Consider the following 22,674-nt stretch of genomic DNA (forward strand, 5'->3'; position numbering starts at 1 on the left):
GCGTGAGTATCGAGATCGCCAACGAGTCGGGCGTCAACGTCGACGAGACGTCCATCGTCGCGGCGGCCCGGTTCGCGCTCGACAAGATGGAGGTCAGCCCGCTCGCGGAGCTGTCCGTGCTGCTGGTGACACTCGAGGTGATGGAGGAGCTGCACGAGCGCTGGATGGACCTGCCCGGCCCGACGGACGTCATGGCGTTCCCGATGGACGAGCTGGAGTCCACCCGGCGGCCCGATGCACCCGACGCTTCGCCCGCGCTGCTCGGTGACATCGTGCTGTGCCCGGCCTTCGCCAAGGACCAGGCACGCACGGCAGGCCACTCCCTCATGGAGGAGCTGCACCTGCTGACCGTGCACGGCGTGCTGCACCTGCTCGGTTACGACCACGCCGAACCCGCCGAGGAGCGGGAGATGTTCGGGCTGCAGAAGCGGATCCTCGCCGACTTCCACGCGGCCGCGCTGGCCGCCCGGCGCCGTGACACGCAGCGCACCAACGACGACCGTCTACTCGGGGCGGCCGGGCTCGACGGAGGGGCGCACCAGGAGACGCCGTGACCAGTTCTGCTGTACTGCTCATACTGGCGGCGTTGCTGGTGCTTCTCGGCGGCATCTTCGCGGCCGCCGACGCCGCGATCAGCACCGCCTCGCACGCACGCGCCGAGGGCATGGTCCGCGCGGACCGCCCCGGCGCACGCCACCTGATCGCCGTGCTCGACGAGCGAAGCCGCCACATCAACCTGCTCCTGCTGCTGCGCATGGGCTGCGAGCTCACCGCGACCGTGCTCGTCACGATCGTCAGCGTGCGCTGGTTCCAGCCGGTGTGGCTCGCCGTCGTCGTGGCAGGCCTGATCATGGTCCTGGTCAGCTACGTCCTGGTCGGGGTCGGCCCGCGCACCGTCGGCAGGCAGCACCCGTACCGCATCGGCGTCATCGTCGCGGGCCCGGTGCGGATCCTCGGCACGGTGCTGGGCCCGCTCAGCCGGCTGCTCATCGTCCTCGGCAACGCGATCACCCCTGGCAAGGGATTCCGCGAAGGGCCGTTCACGACCGAGACCGAACTCCGCGAGCTCGTTGACCTCGCCGGTGAGCGCGGCGTCGTCGACAAGGACGAGCGCGAGATGATCCATTCGGTGTTCGAGCTCGGCGATACCGTGGCGCGCGAGGTCATGGTGCCCCGCACCGAGATCGTGTGGATCGAGCAGGGCAAGACCGTCCGGCAGGCGCTTGCGTTGTCGATACGCACCGGTTTCACCCGGCTGCCCGTGATCGGTGAGTCCGTGGACGACATCGTCGGCGTGGTCAACCTCAAGGACCTGGTCAGCGCCGCGATGGCGGCGGACGGCGGCGCCGCCAGGGAGGTGCACGAGCTGATGAACCGCGCCAACTTCGTGCCCGACTCCAAACAGCTGGACAGCCTGCTCAGGGAGATGCAGATGTCCCGCCACCACATGGCCATCGCCGTCGACGAGTACGGCGGAACGGCAGGGCTGCTGACGATCGAGGACATCCTCGAGGAGATCGTCGGCGAGATCACCGACGAGTCCGACACCGGCGAGCGCCCGCCCATCGAGCAGGTCGAGGACGGCGTGGTGCGCGTGTCGGCGCGGCTGGGCATCGACGATCTCGGTGAGCTGTTCGACGTGGACCTGTCCGACCACGACGTCGAGACCGTCGGCGGCCTGCTCGCGCAGCATCTCGGCCGGGTACCGTTGCCCGGCGCGGAGGCTGAGGTCGACGGCCTGCGGCTGCGGGCGGAGGGCGGCAAGGACCGGCGTGGCCGGATGCGGATCACGACGGTGGTGGTGTGCGCCCTCGACGACCAGCGAGAGCAGCCCCGGCAGCACGGAAGCGATGAGCGCGACAGGAGCGTCGAACATGCCTGACCTCGATCCCGAGGACGAGAAGATCATCATCCTGGCGCGCTCGACGCGGGCGAGGACCCAGGCCGCGGAGGGCGCCGCCGTGCGCGACCTCGACGGTCGTACCTACGCGGCCGCGACGGTCGATCTGCCGTCGCTGCGGCTGACGGCGCTGCAGGCCGCGGTCGCCGCCGCCGTGTCGAGCGGCGCGGAGGGACTCGAGGCCGCTGCCGTCGTCACCGAGGCCGCCGCGGTGCAGGAGGGGTCCGTGCAGGCCGTGCGTGACCTGGCGCCCGGCGCGCCGATCCTGCGTACCGACCTGTCCGGGGCCGTGCAGGAGATCATGCGTTGACCGAACCGCACCGTTCCGGGTTCGCCTGCTTCGTCGGGCGGCCCAATGCCGGCAAGTCCACCCTCACCAACGCGCTCGTCGGTACGAAGATCGCCATCACGTCGAGCAAGCCGCAGACCACGCGGCACGCCATCCGCGGCGTCGTGCACCGGCCGGACGCGCAGCTGATCATCATCGACACGCCGGGCCTGCACCGCCCGCGCACGTTGCTGGGCCAGCGGCTCAACGACGTCGTGCGCTCCACCTGGTCCGAAGTGGACGTCGTCGGATTCTGCGTGCCCGCCAACGAGAAGGTCGGCCCCGGCGACCGGTTCATCGCCGGCGAGCTCGCCAAGATCGCCCGGAGCACTCCGGTCATCGGCATTGTCACCAAGACCGATCTCGCGCGCCCCGAGCAGGTGGCCGAACAGCTCATGGCACTGCAGGACGTGCTCGACTTCGCCGAGCTCGTCCCGGTGTCCGCTCCTGCCGGCTACCAGGTCGACACGCTCGCCGACGTCCTGGTGCGGCAGCTGCCCGAGGGGCCGCAGCTCTATCCCGACGGTGACCTCACCGACGAGCCGGAGCAGACACTGGTCGCCGAGCTCATCCGGGAGGCCGCGCTGGAAGGGGTGCGGGACGAGCTGCCGCATTCCATCGCCGTCACCGTCGAGGAGATGCACCCCCGGGAAGGCCGCGACGACCTCATCGACGTCTACGCCCTGCTCTATGTCGAGCGTCCGAGCCAGAAGGGCATCGTGCTCGGCCACCGCGGCAGCCGCCTGAAGGAGGTCGGCGCGACCGCGCGCAAGCACATCGAGGCGCTGCTGGGCTCCAAGGTGTACCTCGACCTGCACGTCAAGATCGCCAAGGACTGGCAGCGCGACCCGAAGCAACTGGGCCGGCTCGGCTTCTGACCTGCGCACGCCCCCGCGTGGGACGATGACACCGTGAGTCTCTATCGGGACACCGGCGTGGTGCTGCGGGTCCACAAGCTCGGCGAGGCCGACCGCATCATCACGCTGCTCACCCGGCGGCACGGGAAGGTGCGTGCCGTCGCCAAGGGCGTGCGGCGCACCACATCCCGCTTCGGCGCGCGGCTCGAGCCGTTCGGGCATGTGGACCTGCAGCTCTACACCGGCCGCACGCTGGATGTCGTCACGCAGGTCGAGACAGTCGACGCGTTCGCGTTGCCGATCGTGGGCGATTACCAGCGGTACACGGCGGCCAGTGCCATCGCCGAGACGGCCGACCGGCTCACCGCCGAGGAGGGCGAGCCGGCGCTCAAGCTGTACCTGCTGGTCACCGGCGCGCTGCGGGCGCTGGCCGACGGCACGCGTGATGCGTCGCTCGTGCTCGACGCGTTCCTCCTGCGGGCGATGGCGTTCGCCGGCTGGGAGCCGGCGATCACCGAATGTGCCCGGTGTGGTGACCCTGGCCCGCACCGCGCGTTCAACGTGCAGGCAGGCGGCTCACTGTGCGGGCGGTGCAGGGTGCCCGGATCGGTCCACCCCGCACCCGAGGTGCTCGTGCTGCTGGCGGCGCTGCTGCACGGTGACTGGACGGTGGCCGAGGACACGACCTTCGCGGTGCGCCGCGACGCCAGCGGGCTGGTCGCGGCGCACCTCCAGTGGCATCTGGAGCGGCAACTGCGCTCGCTTCCGCTCGTCGAGCGCCGTGCCCGTGAGGCCGCGATGGCAGGGACGTTAGGGTCGGACGGGGTGTCCGGCGATTCGGAGGTGACAGGTGCTGCGCAGGGGACGCGAGGCGGCGACGTCGCGGGAAGTGGTGCGGGCGCCTGACCCGCACCCGTCCGGGGAACGCCCACCACAGATCCCGGCGGAGCTGGTGCCCAACCACGTCGCGCTCGTGATGGACGGCAACGGCCGGTGGGCCAACCAGCGGGGTCTGCCCCGCATCGAAGGGCACAAACGCGGCGAGGCCGTGATGATCGACGTCGCCAGCGGCGCGGTGGAACTCGGCGTCAAATGGCTGTCGGTGTACGCCTTCTCCACCGAGAACTGGAAGCGCAGCCCGGACGAGGTGCGGTTCCTCATGGGCTTCAACCGGGACACGATCCGCCGCCAGGTCGACTACCTCGGCTCGATCGGCGTGCGCATCCGCTGGGCGGGCCGCCGCCCGAAGCTGTGGCGCAGCGTCATCAACGAGCTGCAGGCCGCCGAGGAGAAGACCAGGCACAACACGCTGCTCAACATGACCATGTGCGTCAACTACGGCGGCCGTGCCGAGATCGGCGACGCCGTGAAGCGGATCGCGAAGCTCGCCGCCGAGGGCAGAATCAACCCCGACAAGGTCGACGAGCGCACAATCGCGAAGTACCTGTACCAGCCCGATCTGCCCGACGTCGACCTCTTCCTGCGCCCATCGGGTGAGCTGCGGACGTCGAACTTCATGCTGTGGCAGGCGGCCTACGCCGAGTTCGTCTTCCAGGACACGCTGTTCCCCGACTTCGACCGGCGCAGGTTGTGGGAGGCGTGCCTGGAGTACGCCAAGCGGGACCGTCGCTTCGGCGCCGCGGTCGACGCCGCCACGAAGGGAACAGCATGAGCTCGGAGGCCGCTGACACCGCGGTGCTGCTCACCGCCGCCAAGAAGGCGCTGGAGCTGTATCTGGACGTGCGTGTCGACGACGATGGCACGCTCACCTTCGCGCACTCCGACGTGCCGTGTGTCGTGCAGGCCATGCAGCTGGCCGATGGGCTTGCCGTGCTGAGCCTGACCTGTGTCGTCGCGTGGGATCTACCCGATGATCCGCAGCTGGCCGCGGCCGTGGCCGAACGCGCGGGGCAGGGCCTGTTCGGCACACTCGGCATCGTGCGCACCGAGCGGGGCATGGACCTGACCCTGCGCTACGCATTCCCGGCTCAGGGACTCGACCCGGCGCCGCTGGGAACCCTGCTGATGCTGGTGGTGTCCAGTGCGTCGCAGGTGCGCTCAGACCTGTTGCGCACGGGGTCGTGAGTGCCGCAGGACTCGTCCACCCGCGCTGAGCCACGCCCAGCCCCGCAACGCCGGGGGCGGATCACCTCGATCGAGGTGCTGTGCGTGCTGCTCGTGCTGGCGATCCTCGGGCAGTCCTTGCTCCAGTCGGCGTTCGACGTGCCGGCGTTGCGCACTGGTGCGACGGTGTTCGTGGCGGTATGCGTGCAGGCGCTGCCGTTCCTGGTGCTGGGTGTGCTGCTCAGCGGCGCGATCGCGGCCTTCGTGCCCGCCCGCGTGCTGCGCAGGGTGTTGCCCCGGTCCGAGAGCGCCGCGGTGGGCGTCGCCGGGCTGTCCGGTGTGGTGCTCGCCGGCTGTGAGTGCGCGTCGGTACCGGTGGCTCGCAGGCTCATCGGCCAGGGGGTCGCACCGGCGGCCGCGTTGACGTTCCTGCTCGCCGCACCGGCTGTGAACCCCGTGGTCATCGTGTCCACGGCGGTCGCGTTTCCCGGCGAGCCGGGGATGGTCCTCGCGCGTTTCGTCGCCTCGCTCGCCACCGCGATGGTCATGGGCTGGCTGTGGATCCGCTGGGGCAAGCTGGAATGGATCGCTGAGCAGGCGCTGCGCAGGCTGCCCGAGGTCGAGGGCAGGGACAGGTGGCGGGTGTTCACCGAAACCGCGCGCGCCGACCTCGTGGATGCCGGTGGTTTCCTCGTACTCGGTGCCCTCGTGTCCGCCGCACTCGGCGTGCTCGTGCCGGGGGAGTGGTTCGGTGCGCTGGCCGACCAGATCGTGCTCGGCATCCTCGTCATGGCGGTGCTCGCGGTGGTGCTGTCGTTGTGCAGTGAGGCGGACGCGTTCGTGGCGGCTTCGCTGTCGGCGCTGCCGCTGCTGCCGAGGCTGGTGTTCCTCGTCGTCGGTCCGGCGGTCGACGCGAAGCTGTTCGCATTGCAGGCAGGCACGTTCGGCAGGTCGTTCGCGCTGCGGTTCGCGCCGGCGACGTTCGTTGTCGCGATCTGCTGCGCTGTGGTGGCAGGCCTGCTGTTCCTCGGGGGCGCGCGATGAGGCGGGAAACGCAGAACGTCCTGCTGCTCCTGCTCGGCGGGGCCTTGCTGAAGATCGCCGTCACCGGGGACTACCTGCGTTACGTCAAGCCGGCGCACCGGCCGTGGCTGCTCGCCGCCGGTGCGGTGATCGTGCTGCTGGGTGCGGTCGCGATGATCCGGGACATCCGTGCGGCGCGGCAGCCCACCACTGTGCACGAGCATCACCATCCGGCGCGCTCGGCGTGGCTGCTGATGGTGCCGGTGCTCGCGGTGTTCCTCGTCGCGCCGCCCGCGCTCGGGTCGGACTCGGTGACCCGAGCCAGGGGCGGCACGGCCGCGCCGGCCGGTTCTGGTACGTCGTTCCCGCCGTTGCCGCCCGGTGCTGTGGTGGCGCTGCGGCTGACGGACTTCGTCAGCCGCGCGGGCTGGGACGAGGCCGGTTCGCTGAACGGTCGCACCGTGTCACTGACGGGGTTCCTGGTGCACTCCGAGCAGGGCACGCTGCTGGCGCGGATGGTGATCGGATGCTGCGCGGCCGACGGGTTCCCGGTGCGGGTGCAGCTTCGTGGTGAGCAGGCGGACGGGCTGCCAGCCGACACCTGGGTCGAGGTGACCGGTCAGGTCGTGCCGGACGTCAACACCGCCGCCAGCGGCGGGTACACCCCGGCGTTCACGGTGCGCACCCTGCGCCAGGTGCCCGAGCCGCCGGATCCCTACGAGTACTGAGGGCTAACCGCCGTCCGGGCTGAGCCAGATCGCCGCGGCGGTCAACAGCGCCTCGGTCGCCCGCTGCAGCGTCTGCTCGATCTCGGTCGGCACGAACTCGGGGGAGTGGTTGCCCGGTGCGGTGCCCGCCGCCACGGCACGCTGCGGCAGGTCGGGCCCCTCGGGGTAGAGGGCGGGGTCGAAACCACCGAAGTTCCAGAACACCGAGGGGACGCCGGCGGCGGTGCCGAAGCAGCCGAAGTCCTCACTGCCCGGTTTGCGGCCGGTCTCGTGCACCTGGTCCTCGCCGAACGACTCGGTAAACGCCGCTACCACCTTCCGGGTGGTGTCCTCATCGTTGACCAGCAACGGGAAGTCGTTGATCGGTGCGATCTCCGGTTCCCGTGGCGCCCCGGCGGCGGCCGCCTCCGCCTTGACGATGCGCTCCACCGCGGCGAGGACACGCCTGCGCACATCGGCATCGAAGGTGCGGATGTTGAGCTTAAGCTCCGCCTCCGCCGGTATCACGTTCTCCTTCGACCCGCCCCGGATCGCCCCGACGGTGACCACGGCGACATCGGTGGCGGCGATCTCGCGGGACACGATCGTCTGCAGCCGCAGCACGATCGCCGCCGCGATCACGATCGGGTCTACGGTCGCCTGCGGCATCGAACCGTGCCCGCCCCTGCCGAAGACCGTCACCCGCAGGCTGTCGGCGGCGGCCATGAACACACCCGGCCGTGCGTAGAGGTGCCCGCTGGGCGCCGACGTGATGTGCTGGCCGAGCGCGACGTCGTAGCGCGGGAACCGGTCGAGGAAGCCGTCGTCGAGCATCGCGCGGGCACCCGCGCCGATTTCCTCCGCGGGCTGGAACACGGCGAGCACGGTGCCCGACCAGTGGTCTCGCCGTGCCGCGAGCTGGTCGGCTGCCCCGAGCAGCGCGGTGACATGTGCGTCATGCCCGCAGGCGTGCATCACGGGACCGACGATGCCGTCCGGGCCTGCTGCCGTGGCTCGACTGCGGTAGGGAACCCTGTCCGCCTCCCCGACCGGCAGCGCGTCCATGTCCGCCCGCAACAGCACCGAGGGCCCGGCACCGTTGCGCAGCACACCGACAACGCCCGTGCCGCCGACCCCGGCCGTGACCTCGAACCCCGCCGCGGTCAGCCGGGCGGCCACCAGCGCGGCCGTGCGCTGTTCCTGAAAGGACAGTTCGGGGTGCTCGTGCAGATCTCGGTAGAGCTCGGCCAGCTCGGCGATGCGGTCGGAAAGGCCGGCGGACAGCGCGGCGGCGCGGGTCATTGCGTTCCTCGTTCCTCTTCTGCGGGGGGCTAGATGGGTGTGCCGGCGGGCAGGTCGGGTAGTTCGGCGGCGTGTTCGAACGCCGCCCGTTCCACCACCTGCCAGCGAGTGCGAAGCGCGGAGCGGCCGGTGTCACGCCACCACGGCCCGGCCGCGACGGCCTCGACCGCGGCGATCCGGGTGTGCTGGTGCAGTTGTGGAGCGGCCACGGTGTGCTCGAACCGGCGCAGCAGTGTCCAGCCGATCGTCTCCGTGCACAGGTCGCGCTCAGCGGTGGTGAGCAGCTCGATCGCCCGCCCGACCGTCGCGGCCAGCAGTTCGCCCAACGCGAGCCCGGTGCCCTCAGCCACCCGGTTGAGCCTCGCCGGGGCCAGCAGCGTCGCGGCCACGACATCCGTGCCGGCCGCGATCGCTGCCGCGGCGTCGAAGGATCCCGCTGTGCGGTGGTCGAACTGCCCCTCGCGGCGAGGGCGCCCGCCCGCCGGTGCAACCAGCAGGGGCCGGATGTGGTCGGGGACGCGCAGGAACTCCGGCGTCAGCAATGTGGTCAGCTCGTCCAGCGCGGCTCGCTGTCCCTGAGGCGGGACCGGCGTCGCCGTCCCGTCGAAGGACGGTCCGGCGGTGACGGCGTAGCGTCGCTCGATGCCGCCGATCAGCTTGGCCACGGCTGTGGCCTGGTGGCGGTGGAGCAGGTAGAGCAGCAGGAAGCGGCGTTCGAGCTCGTTGGCGTCGCTGCCGGGCGGCACGGTCGCCGTACCGAAGCGGCGCAGCGCCGCCCCACGCACGGCCAGCAGCTCCCGCAGCGCGGTGACCGGTTCCCCGTGGGCGATCCAGGTGGCACCGCAGCCATCGGCGGCGTCATCGCCGCGAGCGTCGGCATCGGTCACGTAGCGCAGCGAATCAGCTGTGCCCTCGACGGTCCCGTAGAGCGCCGCGACCTGGTGCCGGTCCCAGGGGCCTGGACCGCTCGCGTACGGCGTGGGCGCGATGGGGCGATCCCCGTCGAGCTCGAACGCCGGACCCGGGTAGTCCATGACCGAGGGATGGGGATGCTGGTGTGAGGCGAAGTTGTGCGCGAAACCCAGACCGTGGCCGATCTCGTGGGCGGCGAGCTGCCGCAGTCTGGCGGCGACCACTCCGGCCACCACGGTCGCGCCATCCTCCTGGTCGTACGGCGCCAGCACGCTCTCGGTGAGCGCACGCAACTGTTCGACCCGTTGTGAGCCGAGCCGGACGACGGCGCGCAGGATCTCCCCGGTGCGTGGATCGACCTGGGTCATGCCCATGGACCAGCCACGGTCGGCACGATGCACCCACAGCACGATGTTGTGCCGCGGATCGGTCAGCTCCACCCCGTCGGGTAAGGGCTCCACCCGGTACGCGCCGGTGAGTCCGGCCGCCGCGAACGCCTCCTGCCACCAGTTACCGCCGTCGAGCACGGCATCCCGGACAGCGGCGGGCATCGCGGGGTCCAGGTGGAACACGATCGGCTCGGCGAGGCGGAACCGGGTCGCCAGTGGGGTCTCGGCGTCGCGGGTGTCGATCAGGTCGAACCGGTGCACCGCGAGGTTCGCCGTGGCACCGATGGTCGGGTCGAGCCGTCGTGGCGAGTAACCGGGTGCCGGCAGCGGCCGCAGCGTCACCTGCTGCCGCACGCTCACGGTGTCGCCGGGAGCGGGATGGCCGAGCGGGGGCAGCGGTCCCACCCGCAGCGTCTGTCCGGTGACCGGCCGCGGCTGCTGCACACGGAAGGTCAGCACCGACTCGATCGCGAGCACAGTGCCGTACCACGCCACGCGCTCCAGCCGGCTCAGCGTCCGGTCGAGCGCGAACGTGGCATCGGCGGCGTCGCTCAGCCGGCGCCCGGCGTTCACCAGGTCCACCAGACCGAGCGGAGCGGGATCGAACGAGCCGGGTGTGGTCACCGGACAGCGTGCCAGCGCCGACTCGGCGAACGAGCGGGCCGCTGCCGCACGCTCGGCCGCGGTGGTGCCGGAATGGCCGAACGCCGTGTTGCAAGCGGTGACCATGACCTCGTTGCCGGGGTCATCCGGATCGGCACGGCACAGCAATGATGGTCCGATCTCACCGCGGTCGAGGCCCGTTGCCGACACGCCCAGCCCACCCGTGACGGTCGCGTGCACCAGGAATTGCGGCTCTGCCGCGATGCTCCAGTCGAGCGTCACCGGTGTCACCGCTGCCCCGGCACCGCGGCCAACAGCGTGCGGGTGTAGTCGGAGGCAGGGCGGGTGAACACGTCGCCGACCGCGCCGGACTCCACCACCTCGCCGTGATAGAGCACCACGACCTCGTCGCTGACCTGCTCCACCACAGCCAGGTTGTGCGAGATGAACAGCATCGTCAGGTTCAGCTCGTGCCGCAGCCTGCCGAGCAGCCGCAGCACCTCGGCCTGCACCGAAACGTCCAGCGCCGAGGTGATCTCGTCGGCGATGACGACCTCGGGGCGGGTGATGAGTGCACGGGCGATCGCGATGCGCTGGCGCTGGCCGCCGGAGAACTCGTGCGGGTACCGGTCGATGGCCTCACCTGGTAGCGCGACCTCCGCCAGCGCTGCCTCGATCTCCGCCCGGTGGCTGCGCACCCTGGCCCGCACCGGATCCAGCGCCTCCGCCAGCGTCTGCCCGACGGTGCGGCGCGGGTTGAGCGAGGAGTACGGGTCCTGCGGGATCATCTGGACCCTGCGCAGGAACGCGTGCCGCTGCCTGTGTCCCAACCCGCTGACCTCGGTCCCGTCGAGTCGCACCCGGCCCGCGGCGATGGGCACGATCCCCAGAATGGCCTTGGCCAGCGTCGACTTGCCCGATCCCGACTCGCCCACGAGCCCGACGGTGTGCCCGGCCGGCACGGTCACGCTGACGTTGTCGAGCGCGACGGTCGCCCCCACTCCGCGGCCGAACCGTACGGTGAGCCCGTCGACGGCGAGCCCCTCGGCAGGTCCGCTCATCGGCGGACCGCCCCGTGTCCGGACAGGCGCGGCACCGACTCCAGCAGCATCCTGGTGTAGGGCGAGCTGACGTCCCCGGCGCGTAGCGCCTCGCGGGACAGTTCTTCCACGATCACTCCGTCCTTCATCACCAGCACCCGGTCGCACAGCTCCTCGACCACCCCGAGGTCGTGGGAGATGAACAGGGTCGCCGTGTCGGTCTCGTCCCGAATCCGGGCGAGCTCACGCAGAATTCCCGCCGCGACGGTGACGTCCAGCGCTGTGGTCGGCTCGTCGGCGATGAGCAGCGCGGGCTCGGCGGCCAGCGCGGCGGCGATCATGGCGCGCTGCCGCATACCGCCGGACAGCTCGTAGGGGCGGGAGCGCATGAGGCGCTCCGGATCGGTGATGTGCACACCGGCGAGCAGGTCGGTGATGATCGTGCGAGCCTCCACTGTGGACTTCCCGCGGTGGACCCGCAACACCTCGGTCAGCTGAGCGCCCAGCCGGAGCGCGGGATTGAACGTCGTGCCCGGATCCTGATAGATCATCGCCACCGCGTCCGCCAGTTCGCGGCGCGACGGCCGGCCGAGCAGGTCGGTCTCGCCGGTGCGCAGCGCACTGGCTTCGGCGGTGAGCCCGTCTGGCAGCAACCTCGCCATTGACAGTGCGGTCAGTGACTTCCCGCTGCCGGATTCGCCGACGACGCCCAGGATCTCGCCGCGGTTGATCTCGAACGACAGGCCGTGCACCAGCGACGTCCCGTCCGCGCGCCGCACCACGAGGTCGCGGACCACGACCGGTGCGCTCGACTCGCTCTGCTGTTCGCTCTGCTGTGACTCCGGCACGGGCTCGGCTGAGCGGGGCCGGGTCGTCACGGCGGCCCTGCCGGCCGGTCTGCGGGCGAGTCGCGGATCGGCTGCCGCGGCGAGACCGTCGCCGACCAGCATCGCGCCGATCGACAGCAGCAGGATCAACAGCGTCGGCCCGACCACTTCCAGTGGGCGGGAGTAGATCGACGGCAGCCCGTCGGCGAGCAGGCGGCCCAGGTCGTAGTCGGGGGTCTGCACGCCGAGCCCGACGAACGACAGCGCCGACATCGCCACCAGACCGGTGGAGAAGCTGGCCGCGAGCTGGATGAGCAGTGGTTCGGCCATGTTGGGCAGCAGATGCCTGCTGATCAGCGCGCGGCGTGGCACGCCGGTCAGCCGCGCTGTGGTCACGAAATCCCGCTGGTGGATGGCACCGCTGAGGTTGGCGGTGAGGCGGGCTGTCGCCGGGATGTTCGCCAGCGCGACGGCCACCACCAGCTGCCAGCGGCCTGCGCCGAGGATCGCCGCGATCACCACCGCGATCAGCAGCTCCGGGTAGGAGACGGTGATCTCCACGATCCGCAGCGCGACCTCGCGCAGCCGGCGTGGTGCGGTCCAGATCGCGGTGCCGATCAGCACTCCGGCGATCATCGAGATCGCGGTCGCCGCCAGCGCCATGACCAGGCTCGCCTGTGCGCCGACCAGTGCCCTGGCGAGCAGGTCCCGGCCGAAGTCGTCGGTGCCGAGCCAGTGCGCCGCCGACACCGGCTGGGCGGTGTCGGCGCTCAGGCCTTCCGCGGTGCCACGCAGGGTCAGCGACGCGATGACCACGGTCACGCCGGTCAGCGCCAGCAGGACGGTACCGACGACGAGTGGGGGATTCCAGCGCAGCCGCCCCGGCCGCACTGCTGCCTGGTCAGCCATCGTGATCTCCCCGCACCCGCGGGTCGACGATCCCGAGCAGGATGTCGACGGCCATCGTCATCAGGGCGGAGACCACAGCGAGGACGAGCACGATGCCCTGCACGAGTGGATAGTCCTTTGTGGCCACTGCGTTGACCACGCCGAGGCCGAGACCGGGCCAGCTGAAGACCGTTTCGACGCTGATGGCCCCGCCGAGCATCCCGACCAGGATGATGCCGCTGAGCGTCAACGTGCTGGTGAGCACGTTCGGCAGCGCGTATCGCGTGGCGGTCCGCAGCGTGCCGAGCCGCCAGCCGCGCGCCGTGCGCAGGTAGTCCTGTTCGAGCACGACGGCCGTCTCCCGCCGCACGACCCTCGAGATGAGACAGATCGACGGGATGCTCAGTGCGAGCGCAGGCAGCAGCATCGACACGCCGGGCTGCGACCGCGTGTACGCGGGTGGCAGCAGCTGCAGCGTGACGGCGAACAGCAGCACCAGCAGCGTGGCCATCACGTACGGCGGGATCGCGGCGACGAACGCCGTCGTGTAGTTGAACGCCGCATCGAGCTTGCCTCGCCTGCCACCTCGGGTCAGTGCGCTGACCGCCATCCCGAGCGGTACAGCCACGACGAGAACGACCAGCAGGGCGAGGAAGGAGAGCCCCGCGGTGAACGGCAGCCGGCTCGCCACGATGTCGGCGACCGGAGCGTTCAGCGAGAACGAGTGCCCGAGATCGCCCTGCAGCAACCCGCCGACGTAGTCGGCGAACCGCTCGAACACCGGCCGGTCGAGCCCGAGCTCGGCGCGGGCGGCCTCGATCTGCCGGACCGTGGCGTCCGGCCCGGCCGCGCTGACCGCCGGATCGCCAGGGATCAGGGGAACGATCAGGAACGTCACCACCACGGCGGTGACCACGGTGCCCACGAGCCCGGCGAACCGCCGCATCGCGAACGCGGTCCACGACGACCCGCCGCGCGCCCGGCGTGCCCCCGGCCCGCGGGGCCGCGGGGCGGGGGTGTCCACAGTGTCCACACTCATGCGGCACCCAACCGCATGGTCGCCAGGTCGACGTAGTCGTCGAACACCGACACGGTCAGGTCCGGGCTGGTGACGTAGGTGTTCGGGTTACCGGCCAGCGGAACGATGTCGACGCGCTCGAACAGCGTTCGCTGGGCCTGTTCGAAGGCCGCGCACCGGCTTGCCTCGTCGGTGCTGGCAAGCCCTTCCGCCAGCGCCGCCTCGCCCTCGGGATTGTCGGAGGCGCTGTAGTTGCGGCCGCCCTCCTCGATGCTCGGGCCGATGACGCGGTCGAGCGAGGCGCTGATCGCACCCACGGAGTTCAGGTCACCGAGGAACACGATGTCCCAGTCGGAGCCGCCCTCGGCAAGCGTGCTCCAGAAGGTCGCGTTGTCGACCTTGTTCATGCTCACCTGCGCACCGGCATCGGTGAGCACCTGGTAGATGTAGTCCGCTCCGCCGCTGTACTGCCGGTTGGCGGTGTTGCCCATCAGCTTGATGTCCCCGAGCCCGGACAGCGCCGCGGCGGCAGCGTCCGGATCGTGTGGTTGCAGCAGCGAGCGATCGGTGTTCACGCAGGCGAAGCTCTCCGGCACCACGGAGGTCAGCAGCTCCGCTGTCCCCTTGCTGAACACGGCGTTGAACGCGGCCTGGTCGATCGCCGAGGCCACCCCGCGCCGCAGCTCGGGCCGGTCGGCGAACGGGCGGCCCTCGCGCTGGTTGAACACGACGTAGGTGGTAGCCGAGGTCACCTGGTACTGGTGCACGTCGGGTTGGCTGGCGAACCGCTCGGCCACATCCGGGTCGGCGAACTGGCCGAGATCCAGGTCTCCCGCGAGGATCTGGTTGGCCACAGTGGACTGATCGGTGGAGATGCCGACCTCGATCCGGTTCGGCGGCGTGCCGGTGAGCGGCGTGGCGAACTCCGGCCAGGCGGCGTAGTCCGAACGCAACGCGAAGGTGTAGCTCAGACCCTGCTCGGCTTCCTCCACAGTGTACGGTCCGGAGAACGCGCCGGGCACCGTGCCGGCGGCCAGCCCTTCCGGATCAGCCAGCCCCGCCGGGCAGACGATGCCGGACTGGGCGATCGCCATGCCCTGCGGGAGTGTGGTGAACGGTTCGGAGAGGGAGATCCGCACCGTCGACGCGGCGTCGTCGGCGGTGACCTCGACGGTGCCGAGGCCGAAGACCAGGTTGCGCCACGTCGACTCCGTTTCGGGATCGGCGAGCCTGCGCAGCGAATCCGCGACCATGGACGCTGTGATCGGAGTGTCGTCGGAGCAGGTGGCGTCCGAGCGGATGGTGAAACTGAACTCCGACGCGGATTCGGCCTCCCAGCTCGTCGCAAGTCCACCGACCAGCGCGGCGTCACTGTCCCGGCGGAGCAGGGTGTCGTAGAGCAGGCCCGCCACCTGGAAGGTCTGCTGCCCCTGCGCCTCCGCGGGGTCGAAGCTGGACGGGTCGCTGTTGAGAACCGTGCGCACGGTGTCTGTTGGCCCGGTGCCGATGGGATCGGCCGCGCAGCCCGCGAGGGCCGCGAGGCTGACGACGGATGTCAAGGTCACGAGCGTGCGGGGCAGCCGTGCGGTGCGGGGCGACGATGAGTGCTTCACAGGGAGCCTTCCTCCTGCAGTGCCGTCATGGTGGGGAAGTGCAGGGGCAGTGCTGCGGTCCCGGCGGTTCCGCCGCCGTCGACGCGAAGCACGGCCCCGGTGATGAACGCGGCGTCGTCGCCGGCCAGCCAGACCGCTGCCGCCGCGATCTCCTCCGCTCGGCCGGCGCGGCCGAGCGGATTCGCCGAGACGGCGCCGGCGTATTCCTCGGTGACCGGGTTGACAGGACTGTCCACTTCGACATAACCGGGTGCGACCGCGTTGACGCGCATTCCCTGGCCGGCCAGTTCGACCGCGCAGGCTTTGGTCACCATGTCCAGCGCGGCTTTCGAGGTGCAGTAGTGCGCGGCGCCCGGTCGTGCGCGGGTCGCTGCGGACGAGCTGATGTTCACGACCACCGCGGGCCTGCCCGCCGCGGCGACCGCCTGCGTGAGCAACAACGGCGCCCGCACGTTCACGTGCTGCACGTGGTCCCATGTGGACGGTGTCAGGTCGGCGAACGCGGTGGCGGGGTAGATTCCCGCGGCGTTGACGAGCACGTCGATCGGGCCGTCGGCGGCCGTGGCTTTGCCGATGACCGCGGCGCACCCCGGATCGGCGAGGTCGGCGATGAATGCCCTGCCGCCGAGCGGTGCCATCGCCGCGAGGAGCTCGGACTCGCGGGCGTCGACGCCGGTGACGATGTCGCCGCGTCCGGCGAACGCCATGGCGATCGCCAGACCGATACCGCCGGCAGCGCCGGTCACCAGAACGTGCCTGCTCATGTGTGCTCCATACCGTGAGTCGTCGTCGGGACGGGTGGGTTCGGCAGGCAGGTGCGCGCCACGTCCGCGTGCGTGCCGAACCACACCCCGGAGTGGTCTGCGATGTGCTCCAGTAGCCGGCGCAGCACCACCAGCCGCGAGCGGTGCCCGATGACGTGCGGGTGCAGGGTGAGCTGGAACAGACCACCATCGGCGTAGGCGGCGTCGAACTCGTCGCGCCAGATCTCCAGCAGCGCGCGCGGCGGGGTGTACGGGCGCAGCGCGCTGTGCCGTTCCATGCCGAGATACGGCATGTCGTCGCGGATCCACTCGACGGGTAGCTCGACGACCCCGGTCGGTACGCCATCGGCGAGCAGTTCGTACGGCTCGTCGTCGGCCATCAGCGACGAGTCGTAGCGCAGCCCGAGCTGGCGGATGATGTCCAGAGTGGACTCCGAGAAGTCCCAGCTGGGCGTGCGAATGCCGACCGGGCGTGTGCCCGAGAGCCGCTCGAGGGTGTCGCAGGCCCTGGCGGTGAGGTCCAGTTCGTCGGCCGGGCTCAGCAGCGTGTTCCGTTCGTGGATCCAGCCGTGCGCGGCGATCTCGTGCCCGGCCGCGACGTAGGCCTCGATCTCCGCGGGGTGCAGCAATGCGGACACGGCCGGTACGAAGAAGCTGGCCTGCACGTCGAACTCGGTGAGCAGCCGCAGGATGCGCGGCACGGCGGCCCTCGCGCCGTACTCGCCCTGCGCGAGCCTGCCCGGGCTGGTGTCGGCGTCGCGCAGCGGGATCGTTTCGTGGTCGGCGTCGAAGGAGAGTGCCACGGCCACCCTGGCCCCGCCGGGCCAGCTCGGTGGTGTCAGGTTCGCCCCGGCGCGGACCCGGTTGACGTGCCTGCGCCAGATCGGTTCGTCCCATTGCCACGGTTGCAGGTCGGTGTCGGTCATTCCGCGCGCCTGCCGTCGTCGTCGATGCGGACCCAACCACGCTTGAGGGTGCGGGCCTGCAGCGTCATGTCCGCGGCGTGGACGCCCGGTAGCGAGCCGACGACCTTGGTCAGGTAGTCGTACAGGTCGCCGTAGCCACGCAACGCACCATGCAGGCAGAGGTTGAACCGGCCCGTCGTCGCGCTCACGTAACGGGTCGATGGCTCCTGTGCCAGTCGGGTGCCCACGTTCTCCAGCTGGGCCGGCTCGACGGCGAGCCACTGCATGAAATTGACATCAAGCCCGAGGACCGGGGTCTCGAACAGGGTGCGGAAGCGCAGGCAGCCGCGGGCGACGAGGGAATCGACGCGCCGGGCGGCCGTCGACTCGCTGGCACCGACCGCGGCGGCGATCTGCGCATAGGTCGCGCGGCCGTCCTCGGCGAGCACCCTGGCGATCGCGAACTCCTGCTCCGTGAGCTGCTCGGTCTCGTGCCAGGACCGGTGATCGGTGACCGGCGCGGGGTGGCGCAGCTGCGCGGCGGCGTCGGGACCGAGCAGGCCGGTGTCCCACTCCTCGAACGCCATGAACTTGCGGACGACCACCATCGACTCGGTCTCCACGATGTCGTCGGGCCGCGGGAGATCCTCGACCAGCACTGCCGCGACGTCCTGATGTTGCTGGACCACGATCTCGGCGGCGACATCGGCACTACCCGAAACAACGGTGACGAAGCGCGTCACGGGCAGGTCGGCCAGTGCTTCGGCCACGCCGTTCGCCCTGCCGGGGCGGCACCGCAAGCGGACGATGAGGGAGATGCCGAGACCGCAGCGCAGGTGGTCGAGTACCCCGGTGACGCCGACGACGCGGGACTCGATCAGTTGTTGTCCACGCCGCGCGACGGTCGATTTCTTGGCGTCGATGACGGCCGCGATCTGCTGCCAGGACGCCCGGCCGTTGAGTTGCAGCGCGGCGACGATCCGCCGGTCTGACTCAGCAAGCTTGACGACTTCGCCCATGCGGGTAATTTGGCGTGAAGGTATCTCTCAAGTCAAGGAGAAAATATGGGTGACACACCCATTTAACGTGGGCGAAGTGATGGCCGACTGCGGCCGGGTGACGTTCTGGGTTCTAGCTGCCGGCGGCGGGCTGGTGGTCGAGCTGGGCTGCGCAGGCGGCGCAGGTGCCGACGATCTCGACGGTGTGGCTGATGTTGGAGAAGCCGTTGCCCGCGGCGATCTTCTCCGCCCAGCGTTCCACCGCGGGACCCTCGACCTCGACGGTGAAGCCGCAGGTCCGGCACACCAGGTGGTGATGATGGTGCTCCGAGCACCGCCGGTAGAGCGCCTCGCCGGATTCGGTGCGCAGCACGTCGATCTCGTCGGCCTCCGACAGCGACTGCAACGTGCGGTAGACGGTGGTCAGGCCGATGCCCTCACCGCGCTTGCGCAGCTCGTCGTAGAGTTCTTGCGCCGACCGGAAGTCGTCGATCTCGGCGAGCAGCTCCACGACGGCAGCGCGTTGTTTCGTCGCCCTGCGGCCCGGCATCGGTGCGCGCCCGCGGCTCAGCGAAGTGCTCATGGACGTTCCTGCTCCCCTCGTTCCTCGGTCCGCAGCAACGCCCATGAGGCACGAGCGCGCTGTGTCAATCTGAGCGATTCCTCCCTCCGGTCGTCATCGCTCATGCCCGGCCCTCCTCCTGCACGTGTGCGACGGCGTCGATGACGATATGAGCCAGGTGGTCGTCCACGAGGCGGTAGGCGACCTCGCGGCCGCGGCGCTCCCCGTGCACCACGCCCGCGGCCTTCAGTACCCGCAGGTGCTGGCTGATCAGCGGCTGGGCGACATCGAGTGCATCGACGAGCTCGTGCACGCACCGGTCGCCCTCCCGCAGCTGCAGGACGATCGCGATCCGCACGGGCGCGGCGAGCGCCCGCAGCAGCTCACCGGCGTCGGCGAGCGTCGCGCCGGGCAGCGTCGGCGACACCGGCTGCCGTTCGTGCGCCGCAGAGTGCTCGTGCCGCTCGGGCTCACCGGGCAGGGGAGTGTGCGCCGCGTTCGAGCTCGCCGTCGGCATGTTCGGTTCTCCAGCCCTGGTCGTCGCGGGTGATCACGGGATTGCCCTACCATCCTAGTGCTCCGGTGGCTGTGACCTCGGCTCCGCGACCTGGTGCCTGTCGCCGGAGGGGGTGGGTTCGATACGTTCGGTTCCGGGCGGTGCGTGTCGCGGGCCGCAGTGAGCGGTCGGCGCACACCGCGTTGTACTGGTTAGGGACCACGCTGGGGGAAGCATGAGTCGCTTCGTGAGCACGCTGGCTACCGGCGCTGCCGCACTCGTACTGGCCGGGCTGCCGGGCCTCGCGCAGGCACAGGAAGCCGTCGACGAGCGCACCGGCCCGGTCGCCTACGCCAACGCCGCGGCACTCGCGATCGGCGATGACGGCGGTTCGGTCATCAGCGAGACGCAACGCTCGCCGCTGGTGCCCGGCACCTCCACCCTCGCGCAGAACCGCTTCGCACTGCCGGGCAGCGACGGTGAACGGGATGCTGTCGGACCCAACTACCTGCTGACACTGGGCACCTTCGCCGACGGTGAGAGCCCGTTCCCTGATGGCGTAGCAAGCCGCTCGCACCGTGTCACGGCGACGCTCACGGACACCACCGTGCCGACAGCGACCGCCGAGGCCAACTTCGCGCTGCGGGACGTTGCCGCGGACGCGACGGTTGTGGCGTTCGAGGGCGCCAGGAGCCACGTCGAGTGCGCCGGGGCCGACTCGGTCACCAGCTCCACGACCGCCGAGAGGTTGTGGGTCCGCGACGAGGACGGCGAGCTGGAACCGGTGGACCTGCCCGAGGGCGACGAGCCGCTCACCCTGTCCAACCGTCGGTTCGGACCGCCGATGGAGGTGCCCGACGCCGCGCCGGAGACGACCGTGTCCGACGTCGCGATCAGCAGGGTCACCGCTTTCGAGCAGCTGCTCCGGCAGGAGCAGTGGCGTGACGGCGACGTGACGGCCGCCGCGGGCTGGCAGGTCGAGATCGTCAGCCATGTCAGGGATGCCGAGGGTGCCGATCTGCGTGACGTCACCACGCGGCTCGTGCTCGGCGGGGTCAGCTGCTCGCTGCCGGACGGCTTTACGCCGGCGACGGCCGACAGAGCTGACCTGGCTGACGAGACCACGCCACCACAGGTGCCTGTGAAGATCCCCGCAGGCGCCACCGCTCAGGACACCGCGAACGGTGCGCTGCCGTGGGGGCTCGGCCTGCTCGGCGGCGGACTGGTCCTGGGCACCGTGGCACTGCTACTCGTCCGGCGCCGCACGGCCGCACCCGTGGCCGAGCGGGAGCGGTGAGCGTGCGGCGCACCCGTCTCGCGGCAGGGCTGGGCGCGCTCGCCGTAGCCGCTGGGCTGGCCGGCGGGGTGGTCCTGCTGCAGGGTGAGCGGGCGCCGGAACGGGCGGCCGTCGCCCCGCCGCCGGCGGTCGGCACGACCATCGGGGCGACGGCGGCGCCACCCGTCGAGCCGGTGCCGGTCGCGGAGCCGGTGCGTGACCCCGCCGCGGCGGGGCAGGCGCCCGGCACCGTGCGGCTGCCGGGTGGCGGCACGGCCAGGCTCGTGCGCAAGGAGGTGTCCGCCGACGGCACCCTGCCCATTCCCGACGGCCTGGACGAAGCCACCTGGTGGGGCGCCACGCTGGGCGCCGACCGCGGGGTGGCCCTGCTGTCCGGGCACGTCAACTGGGCGGGGCAGACGGGGCCGTTCGCGGAGCTGTGGCGGACGGCGCCGGGGGCGGAGGTCACCGTCGTCGACGAGGGCGGCGGCCGCTGGGTGTACCGGGTCGCCGAGGTGCTCACCGTCCACAAGAACGAGCTGCCAGGGCAGGCCCAGCGGCTCTTCGGGCAGGACGGCCCGCACCGCCTGGTCCTCGTCACGTGTGGTGGCGACTATGTCGGCGGCACGGACGGCTATGTCGACAACCGGATCGTCACCGCGGAGCTGGTCACCCGTCCGTAGCCGGGTCGCGCACGCCGGATACGCTTGGGAATCTAGCCGCAACACAACTTTCCTTCCCGGAGCGTGGAGTGCCCGCCAACACCATCGAGACCGTCGTCAATCTGTGCAAGCGTCGTGGCTTCGTCTTCCCTTCTGGGGAGATCTACGGCGGCACCCGGTCGGCGTGGGACTACGGACCGCTCGGTGTCGAGCTCAAGGAGAACATCAAGCGCCAGTGGTGGAAGACCATGGTGCAGAACCGGGACGACGTCGTCGGCCTCGACTCGTCGGTGATCCTGCCGCGTGAGGTGTGGGTCGCCTCGGGTCACGTCAACGCCTTCCACGATCCGCTCGTCGAATGCCTGTCGTGTCACCGCCGGTTCCGGTCCGACCAGCTGGCCGAGGAGTACGCCGAGCGCACGGGTTCCGCCGTGAACGAGGACGATCTCTCCGAGGTGCCCTGCCCGAACTGCGGTACGCGCGGGCAGTACACCGAGCCGCGCGAGTTCAACATGATGCTCAAGACCTACCTCGGCCCGGTGGAGTCCGAGGAGGGCCTGCACTACCTCCGTCCGGAGACCGCGCAGGGCATCTTCGTGAACTTCCTGAACGTGCAGACGACCTCGCGCAAGAAGCCGCCGTTCGGTATCGGCCAGATCGGCAAGTCGTTCCGCAACGAGATCACGCCGGGCAACTTCATCTTCCGCACGCGTGAGTTCGAGCAGATGGAGATGGAGTTCTTCGTCGAGCCGGGCGAGGACGAGAAGTGGCACCAGTACTGGATCGACCTGCGCACCGACTGGTACACCGACCTCGGTATCGCGCGGGAGAACCTGCGCCACTACGAGCACTCGAAGGAGAAGCTCTCGCACTACTCCAAGCGGACGGTCGACATCGAGTACCGGTTCCGGTTCTCGGCCGGCCAGGAGTGGGGCGAGCTGGAGGGCATCGCCAACCGCACCGACTTCGACCTCACCACCCACTCGAACCATTCCGGTGTGGATCTGTCCTATTTCGACCAGGCGTCCGGCCAGCGGTACCGCCCGTTCGTCATCGAGCCGGCAGCCGGTGTGGGGCGCCCGATGATGGCGTTCCTGCTCGACGCCTACACCGAGGACGAGGTGCCCAACGCCAAGGGTGGCGTGGACAAGCGCACGGTGCTGCGGCTCGACCCGCGGCTCGCACCGTTCAAGGTCGCCGTGTTGCCGCTGTCGCGCAACGCCGACCTCACGCCGAAGGCCCGCGACATCGCGGCGGCGCTGCGCAAGCACTGGAACGTCGATTTCGACGATGCGCAGTCCATCGGCAAGCGTTACCGCCGCCAGGAGGAGATCGGCACGCCCTACTGCGTGACCGTCGACTTCGACTCGCTGGAGGACCAGGCGGTGACCGTGCGCGAGCGCGACTCGATGGCGCAGGAGCGCATTGCCATCGACAAGCTCGAGTCCTACCTCGCCGCACGCCTCGTCGGCTGCTGAATCGCTCCCGAGGGACGTCGAATTGCTCCCAAGGCCACCAAGGTGGCCTTGGGGGATTTCTG

The 22,674-nt window shown here is 70.5% G+C and carries 23 protein-coding genes; 12 read left to right on the top strand and 11 right to left on the bottom strand.

All coding sequences use genetic code 11. From position 1 onward, the window contains the following. Nucleotides 1–2 precede the first annotated feature (2 nt). Genes ybeY through ABZ863_RS12565 form a run of 9 tightly spaced genes read left to right on the top strand, consistent with a single transcriptional unit; the run spans nucleotide 3 to nucleotide 6,900 of the window. A complete protein-coding gene (gene ybeY, locus ABZ863_RS12525) occupies nucleotides 3–554 on the top strand; it encodes an rRNA maturation RNase YbeY (protein WP_358534522.1) in 552 nt (183 codons plus the stop codon). Further along, nucleotides 551–1,882, top strand: coding sequence for a hemolysin family protein (locus tag ABZ863_RS12530; RefSeq protein ID WP_358534524.1), 1,332 nt, complete (start codon nucleotides 551–553; stop codon nucleotides 1,880–1,882). The genes ybeY and ABZ863_RS12530 overlap by 4 nt, the downstream gene beginning before the upstream one ends. Continuing rightward, nucleotides 1,875–2,210 carry a cytidine deaminase gene (locus tag ABZ863_RS12535; RefSeq protein ID WP_358534526.1) on the top strand — a complete coding sequence of 112 codons (336 nt, stop codon included), beginning with the start codon at nucleotides 1,875–1,877 and terminating at the stop codon, nucleotides 2,208–2,210. Before ABZ863_RS12530 ends, ABZ863_RS12535 begins: the two co-directional genes overlap by 8 nt. After that, a complete protein-coding gene (era, locus tag ABZ863_RS12540) occupies nucleotides 2,207–3,106 on the top strand; it encodes a GTPase Era (protein ID WP_358534528.1) in 900 nt (299 codons plus the stop codon). The genes ABZ863_RS12535 and era overlap by 4 nt, the downstream gene beginning before the upstream one ends. A 33-nt stretch (nucleotides 3,107–3,139) precedes the next feature. After that, nucleotides 3,140–3,991: a DNA repair protein RecO gene (recO, locus tag ABZ863_RS12545; RefSeq protein WP_358534530.1), complete on the top strand. Its 852-nt coding sequence runs from the start codon at nucleotides 3,140–3,142 to the stop codon at nucleotides 3,989–3,991. Beyond that, complete coding sequence (locus ABZ863_RS12550) at nucleotides 3,936–4,757, top strand: isoprenyl transferase (RefSeq protein WP_358534532.1); 822 nt, start codon at nucleotides 3,936–3,938, stop codon at nucleotides 4,755–4,757. Before recO ends, ABZ863_RS12550 begins: the two co-directional genes overlap by 56 nt. Next, nucleotides 4,754–5,170 carry a hypothetical protein gene (locus tag ABZ863_RS12555; protein WP_358534534.1) on the top strand — a complete coding sequence of 139 codons (417 nt, stop codon included), beginning with the start codon at nucleotides 4,754–4,756 and terminating at the stop codon, nucleotides 5,168–5,170. Before ABZ863_RS12550 ends, ABZ863_RS12555 begins: the two co-directional genes overlap by 4 nt. Continuing rightward, nucleotides 5,171–6,193 (top strand): permease, encoded by a 1,023-nt coding sequence (locus ABZ863_RS12560; protein WP_358534536.1) that lies wholly within the window; start codon nucleotides 5,171–5,173, stop codon nucleotides 6,191–6,193. Continuing rightward, nucleotides 6,190–6,900 (top strand): TIGR03943 family protein, encoded by a 711-nt coding sequence (locus tag ABZ863_RS12565; protein ID WP_358534538.1) that lies wholly within the window; start codon nucleotides 6,190–6,192, stop codon nucleotides 6,898–6,900. The genes ABZ863_RS12560 and ABZ863_RS12565 overlap by 4 nt, the downstream gene beginning before the upstream one ends. Nucleotides 6,901–6,903: 3 nt before the next feature. On the opposite strand, the gene ABZ863_RS12570 is transcribed toward ABZ863_RS12565, so the two are convergent. The 11 genes from ABZ863_RS12570 to ABZ863_RS12620 all read right to left on the bottom strand — a co-directional run bounded on the left by ABZ863_RS12570 (nucleotide 6,904) and on the right by ABZ863_RS12620 (nucleotide 19,217). Continuing rightward, nucleotides 6,904–8,181 carry an amidohydrolase gene (locus ABZ863_RS12570; protein ID WP_358534540.1) on the bottom strand — a complete coding sequence of 426 codons (1,278 nt, stop codon included), beginning with the start codon at nucleotides 8,179–8,181 and terminating at the stop codon, nucleotides 6,904–6,906. A 29-nt stretch (nucleotides 8,182–8,210) separates the two neighbouring features. Then, nucleotides 8,211–10,367 carry a zinc-dependent metalloprotease gene (locus ABZ863_RS12575; RefSeq protein WP_358534542.1) on the bottom strand — a complete coding sequence of 719 codons (2,157 nt, stop codon included), beginning with the start codon at nucleotides 10,365–10,367 and terminating at the stop codon, nucleotides 8,211–8,213. Nucleotides 10,368–10,372: 5 nt separating this feature from the next. Beyond that, nucleotides 10,373–11,146, bottom strand: a complete 774-nt coding sequence (locus ABZ863_RS12580; protein WP_358534544.1) for an ABC transporter ATP-binding protein — start codon at nucleotides 11,144–11,146, stop codon at nucleotides 10,373–10,375. Then, the gene (locus ABZ863_RS12585; RefSeq protein ID WP_358534546.1) at nucleotides 11,143–12,861 is read right to left on the bottom strand and encodes a dipeptide/oligopeptide/nickel ABC transporter permease/ATP-binding protein; all 1,719 of its coding nucleotides are present in this window, start codon (nucleotides 12,859–12,861) and stop codon (nucleotides 11,143–11,145) included. Before ABZ863_RS12585 ends, ABZ863_RS12580 begins: the two co-directional genes overlap by 4 nt. Beyond that, on the bottom strand, nucleotides 12,854–13,879 hold the full coding sequence (locus ABZ863_RS12590; RefSeq protein ID WP_358534548.1) for an ABC transporter permease: 1,026 nt from the start codon (nucleotides 13,877–13,879) through the stop codon (nucleotides 12,854–12,856). The genes ABZ863_RS12585 and ABZ863_RS12590 overlap by 8 nt, the downstream gene beginning before the upstream one ends. Beyond that, nucleotides 13,876–15,417, bottom strand: coding sequence for an ABC transporter substrate-binding protein (locus tag ABZ863_RS12595; RefSeq protein WP_358534550.1), 1,542 nt, complete (start codon nucleotides 15,415–15,417; stop codon nucleotides 13,876–13,878). The genes ABZ863_RS12590 and ABZ863_RS12595 overlap by 4 nt, the downstream gene beginning before the upstream one ends. A 50-nt stretch (nucleotides 15,418–15,467) precedes the next feature. Continuing rightward, nucleotides 15,468–16,235: an SDR family oxidoreductase gene (locus ABZ863_RS12600; protein ID WP_358534552.1), complete on the bottom strand. Its 768-nt coding sequence runs from the start codon at nucleotides 16,233–16,235 to the stop codon at nucleotides 15,468–15,470. After that, on the bottom strand, nucleotides 16,232–17,161 hold the full coding sequence (locus tag ABZ863_RS12605; protein WP_358534554.1) for a polysaccharide deacetylase: 930 nt from the start codon (nucleotides 17,159–17,161) through the stop codon (nucleotides 16,232–16,234). The genes ABZ863_RS12600 and ABZ863_RS12605 overlap by 4 nt, the downstream gene beginning before the upstream one ends. Beyond that, the gene (locus tag ABZ863_RS12610) at nucleotides 17,158–18,159 is read right to left on the bottom strand and encodes an Lrp/AsnC family transcriptional regulator (RefSeq protein WP_358534556.1); all 1,002 of its coding nucleotides are present in this window, start codon (nucleotides 18,157–18,159) and stop codon (nucleotides 17,158–17,160) included. Before ABZ863_RS12610 ends, ABZ863_RS12605 begins: the two co-directional genes overlap by 4 nt. A 112-nt stretch (nucleotides 18,160–18,271) precedes the next feature. Continuing rightward, on the bottom strand, nucleotides 18,272–18,721 hold the full coding sequence (locus ABZ863_RS12615) for a Fur family transcriptional regulator (protein ID WP_358534558.1): 450 nt from the start codon (nucleotides 18,719–18,721) through the stop codon (nucleotides 18,272–18,274). Between the two features lie 100 nt (nucleotides 18,722–18,821). Further along, on the bottom strand, nucleotides 18,822–19,217 hold the full coding sequence (locus ABZ863_RS12620) for a metalloregulator ArsR/SmtB family transcription factor (RefSeq protein ID WP_358534560.1): 396 nt from the start codon (nucleotides 19,215–19,217) through the stop codon (nucleotides 18,822–18,824). A 226-nt stretch (nucleotides 19,218–19,443) separates the two neighbouring features. On the opposite strand from ABZ863_RS12620, the gene ABZ863_RS12625 reads away from it, so the two are divergent. The 3 genes from ABZ863_RS12625 (at nucleotide 19,444) to ABZ863_RS12635 (ending at nucleotide 22,612) form a co-directional block, all read left to right on the top strand. Then, complete coding sequence (locus ABZ863_RS12625; protein WP_358534562.1) at nucleotides 19,444–20,493, top strand: hypothetical protein; 1,050 nt, start codon at nucleotides 19,444–19,446, stop codon at nucleotides 20,491–20,493. 2 nt (nucleotides 20,494–20,495) lie between these two features. Continuing rightward, entirely contained in the window at nucleotides 20,496–21,155 is a 660-nt protein-coding gene (locus tag ABZ863_RS12630) for a class F sortase (RefSeq protein ID WP_358534564.1), read from the top strand. A 68-nt stretch (nucleotides 21,156–21,223) separates the two neighbouring features. Beyond that, complete coding sequence (locus ABZ863_RS12635) at nucleotides 21,224–22,612, top strand: glycine--tRNA ligase (protein ID WP_358534566.1); 1,389 nt, start codon at nucleotides 21,224–21,226, stop codon at nucleotides 22,610–22,612. Nucleotides 22,613–22,674 lie beyond the last annotated feature (62 nt).

The sequence above is a fragment of the Saccharomonospora sp. NPDC046836 genome, from assembly GCF_040645195.1.
Taxonomy (GTDB): domain Bacteria; phylum Actinomycetota; class Actinomycetes; order Mycobacteriales; family Pseudonocardiaceae; genus Prauserella_A.

What these genes read in the sequence shown, in the direction of transcription:
- ABZ863_RS12620 (WP_358534560.1), bottom strand. Translation starts at nt 19,217, where the DNA reads ATGCCGACGGCGAGCTCGAACGCGGCGCACACTCCCCTGCCCGGTGAG.
- ABZ863_RS12555 (WP_358534534.1), top strand. Translation starts at nt 4,754, where the DNA reads ATGAGCTCGGAGGCCGCTGACACCGCGGTGCTGCTCACCGCCGCCAAG.
- ABZ863_RS12580 (WP_358534544.1), bottom strand. Translation starts at nt 11,146, where the DNA reads ATGAGCGGACCTGCCGAGGGGCTCGCCGTCGACGGGCTCACCGTACGG.
- ABZ863_RS12585 (WP_358534546.1), bottom strand. Translation starts at nt 12,861, where the DNA reads ATGGCTGACCAGGCAGCAGTGCGGCCGGGGCGGCTGCGCTGGAATCCC.
- ABZ863_RS12605 (WP_358534554.1), bottom strand. Translation starts at nt 17,161, where the DNA reads ATGACCGACACCGACCTGCAACCGTGGCAATGGGACGAACCGATCTGG.
- ABZ863_RS12535 (WP_358534526.1), top strand. Translation starts at nt 1,875, where the DNA reads ATGCCTGACCTCGATCCCGAGGACGAGAAGATCATCATCCTGGCGCGC.
- ABZ863_RS12600 (WP_358534552.1), bottom strand. Translation starts at nt 16,235, where the DNA reads ATGAGCAGGCACGTTCTGGTGACCGGCGCTGCCGGCGGTATCGGTCTG.
- ABZ863_RS12610 (WP_358534556.1), bottom strand. Translation starts at nt 18,159, where the DNA reads ATGGGCGAAGTCGTCAAGCTTGCTGAGTCAGACCGGCGGATCGTCGCC.
- ABZ863_RS12565 (WP_358534538.1), top strand. Translation starts at nt 6,190, where the DNA reads ATGAGGCGGGAAACGCAGAACGTCCTGCTGCTCCTGCTCGGCGGGGCC.
- ABZ863_RS12615 (WP_358534558.1), bottom strand. Translation starts at nt 18,721, where the DNA reads ATGAGCACTTCGCTGAGCCGCGGGCGCGCACCGATGCCGGGCCGCAGG.
- ABZ863_RS12590 (WP_358534548.1), bottom strand. Translation starts at nt 13,879, where the DNA reads ATGAGTGTGGACACTGTGGACACCCCCGCCCCGCGGCCCCGCGGGCCG.
- ABZ863_RS12570 (WP_358534540.1), bottom strand. Translation starts at nt 8,181, where the DNA reads ATGACCCGCGCCGCCGCGCTGTCCGCCGGCCTTTCCGACCGCATCGCC.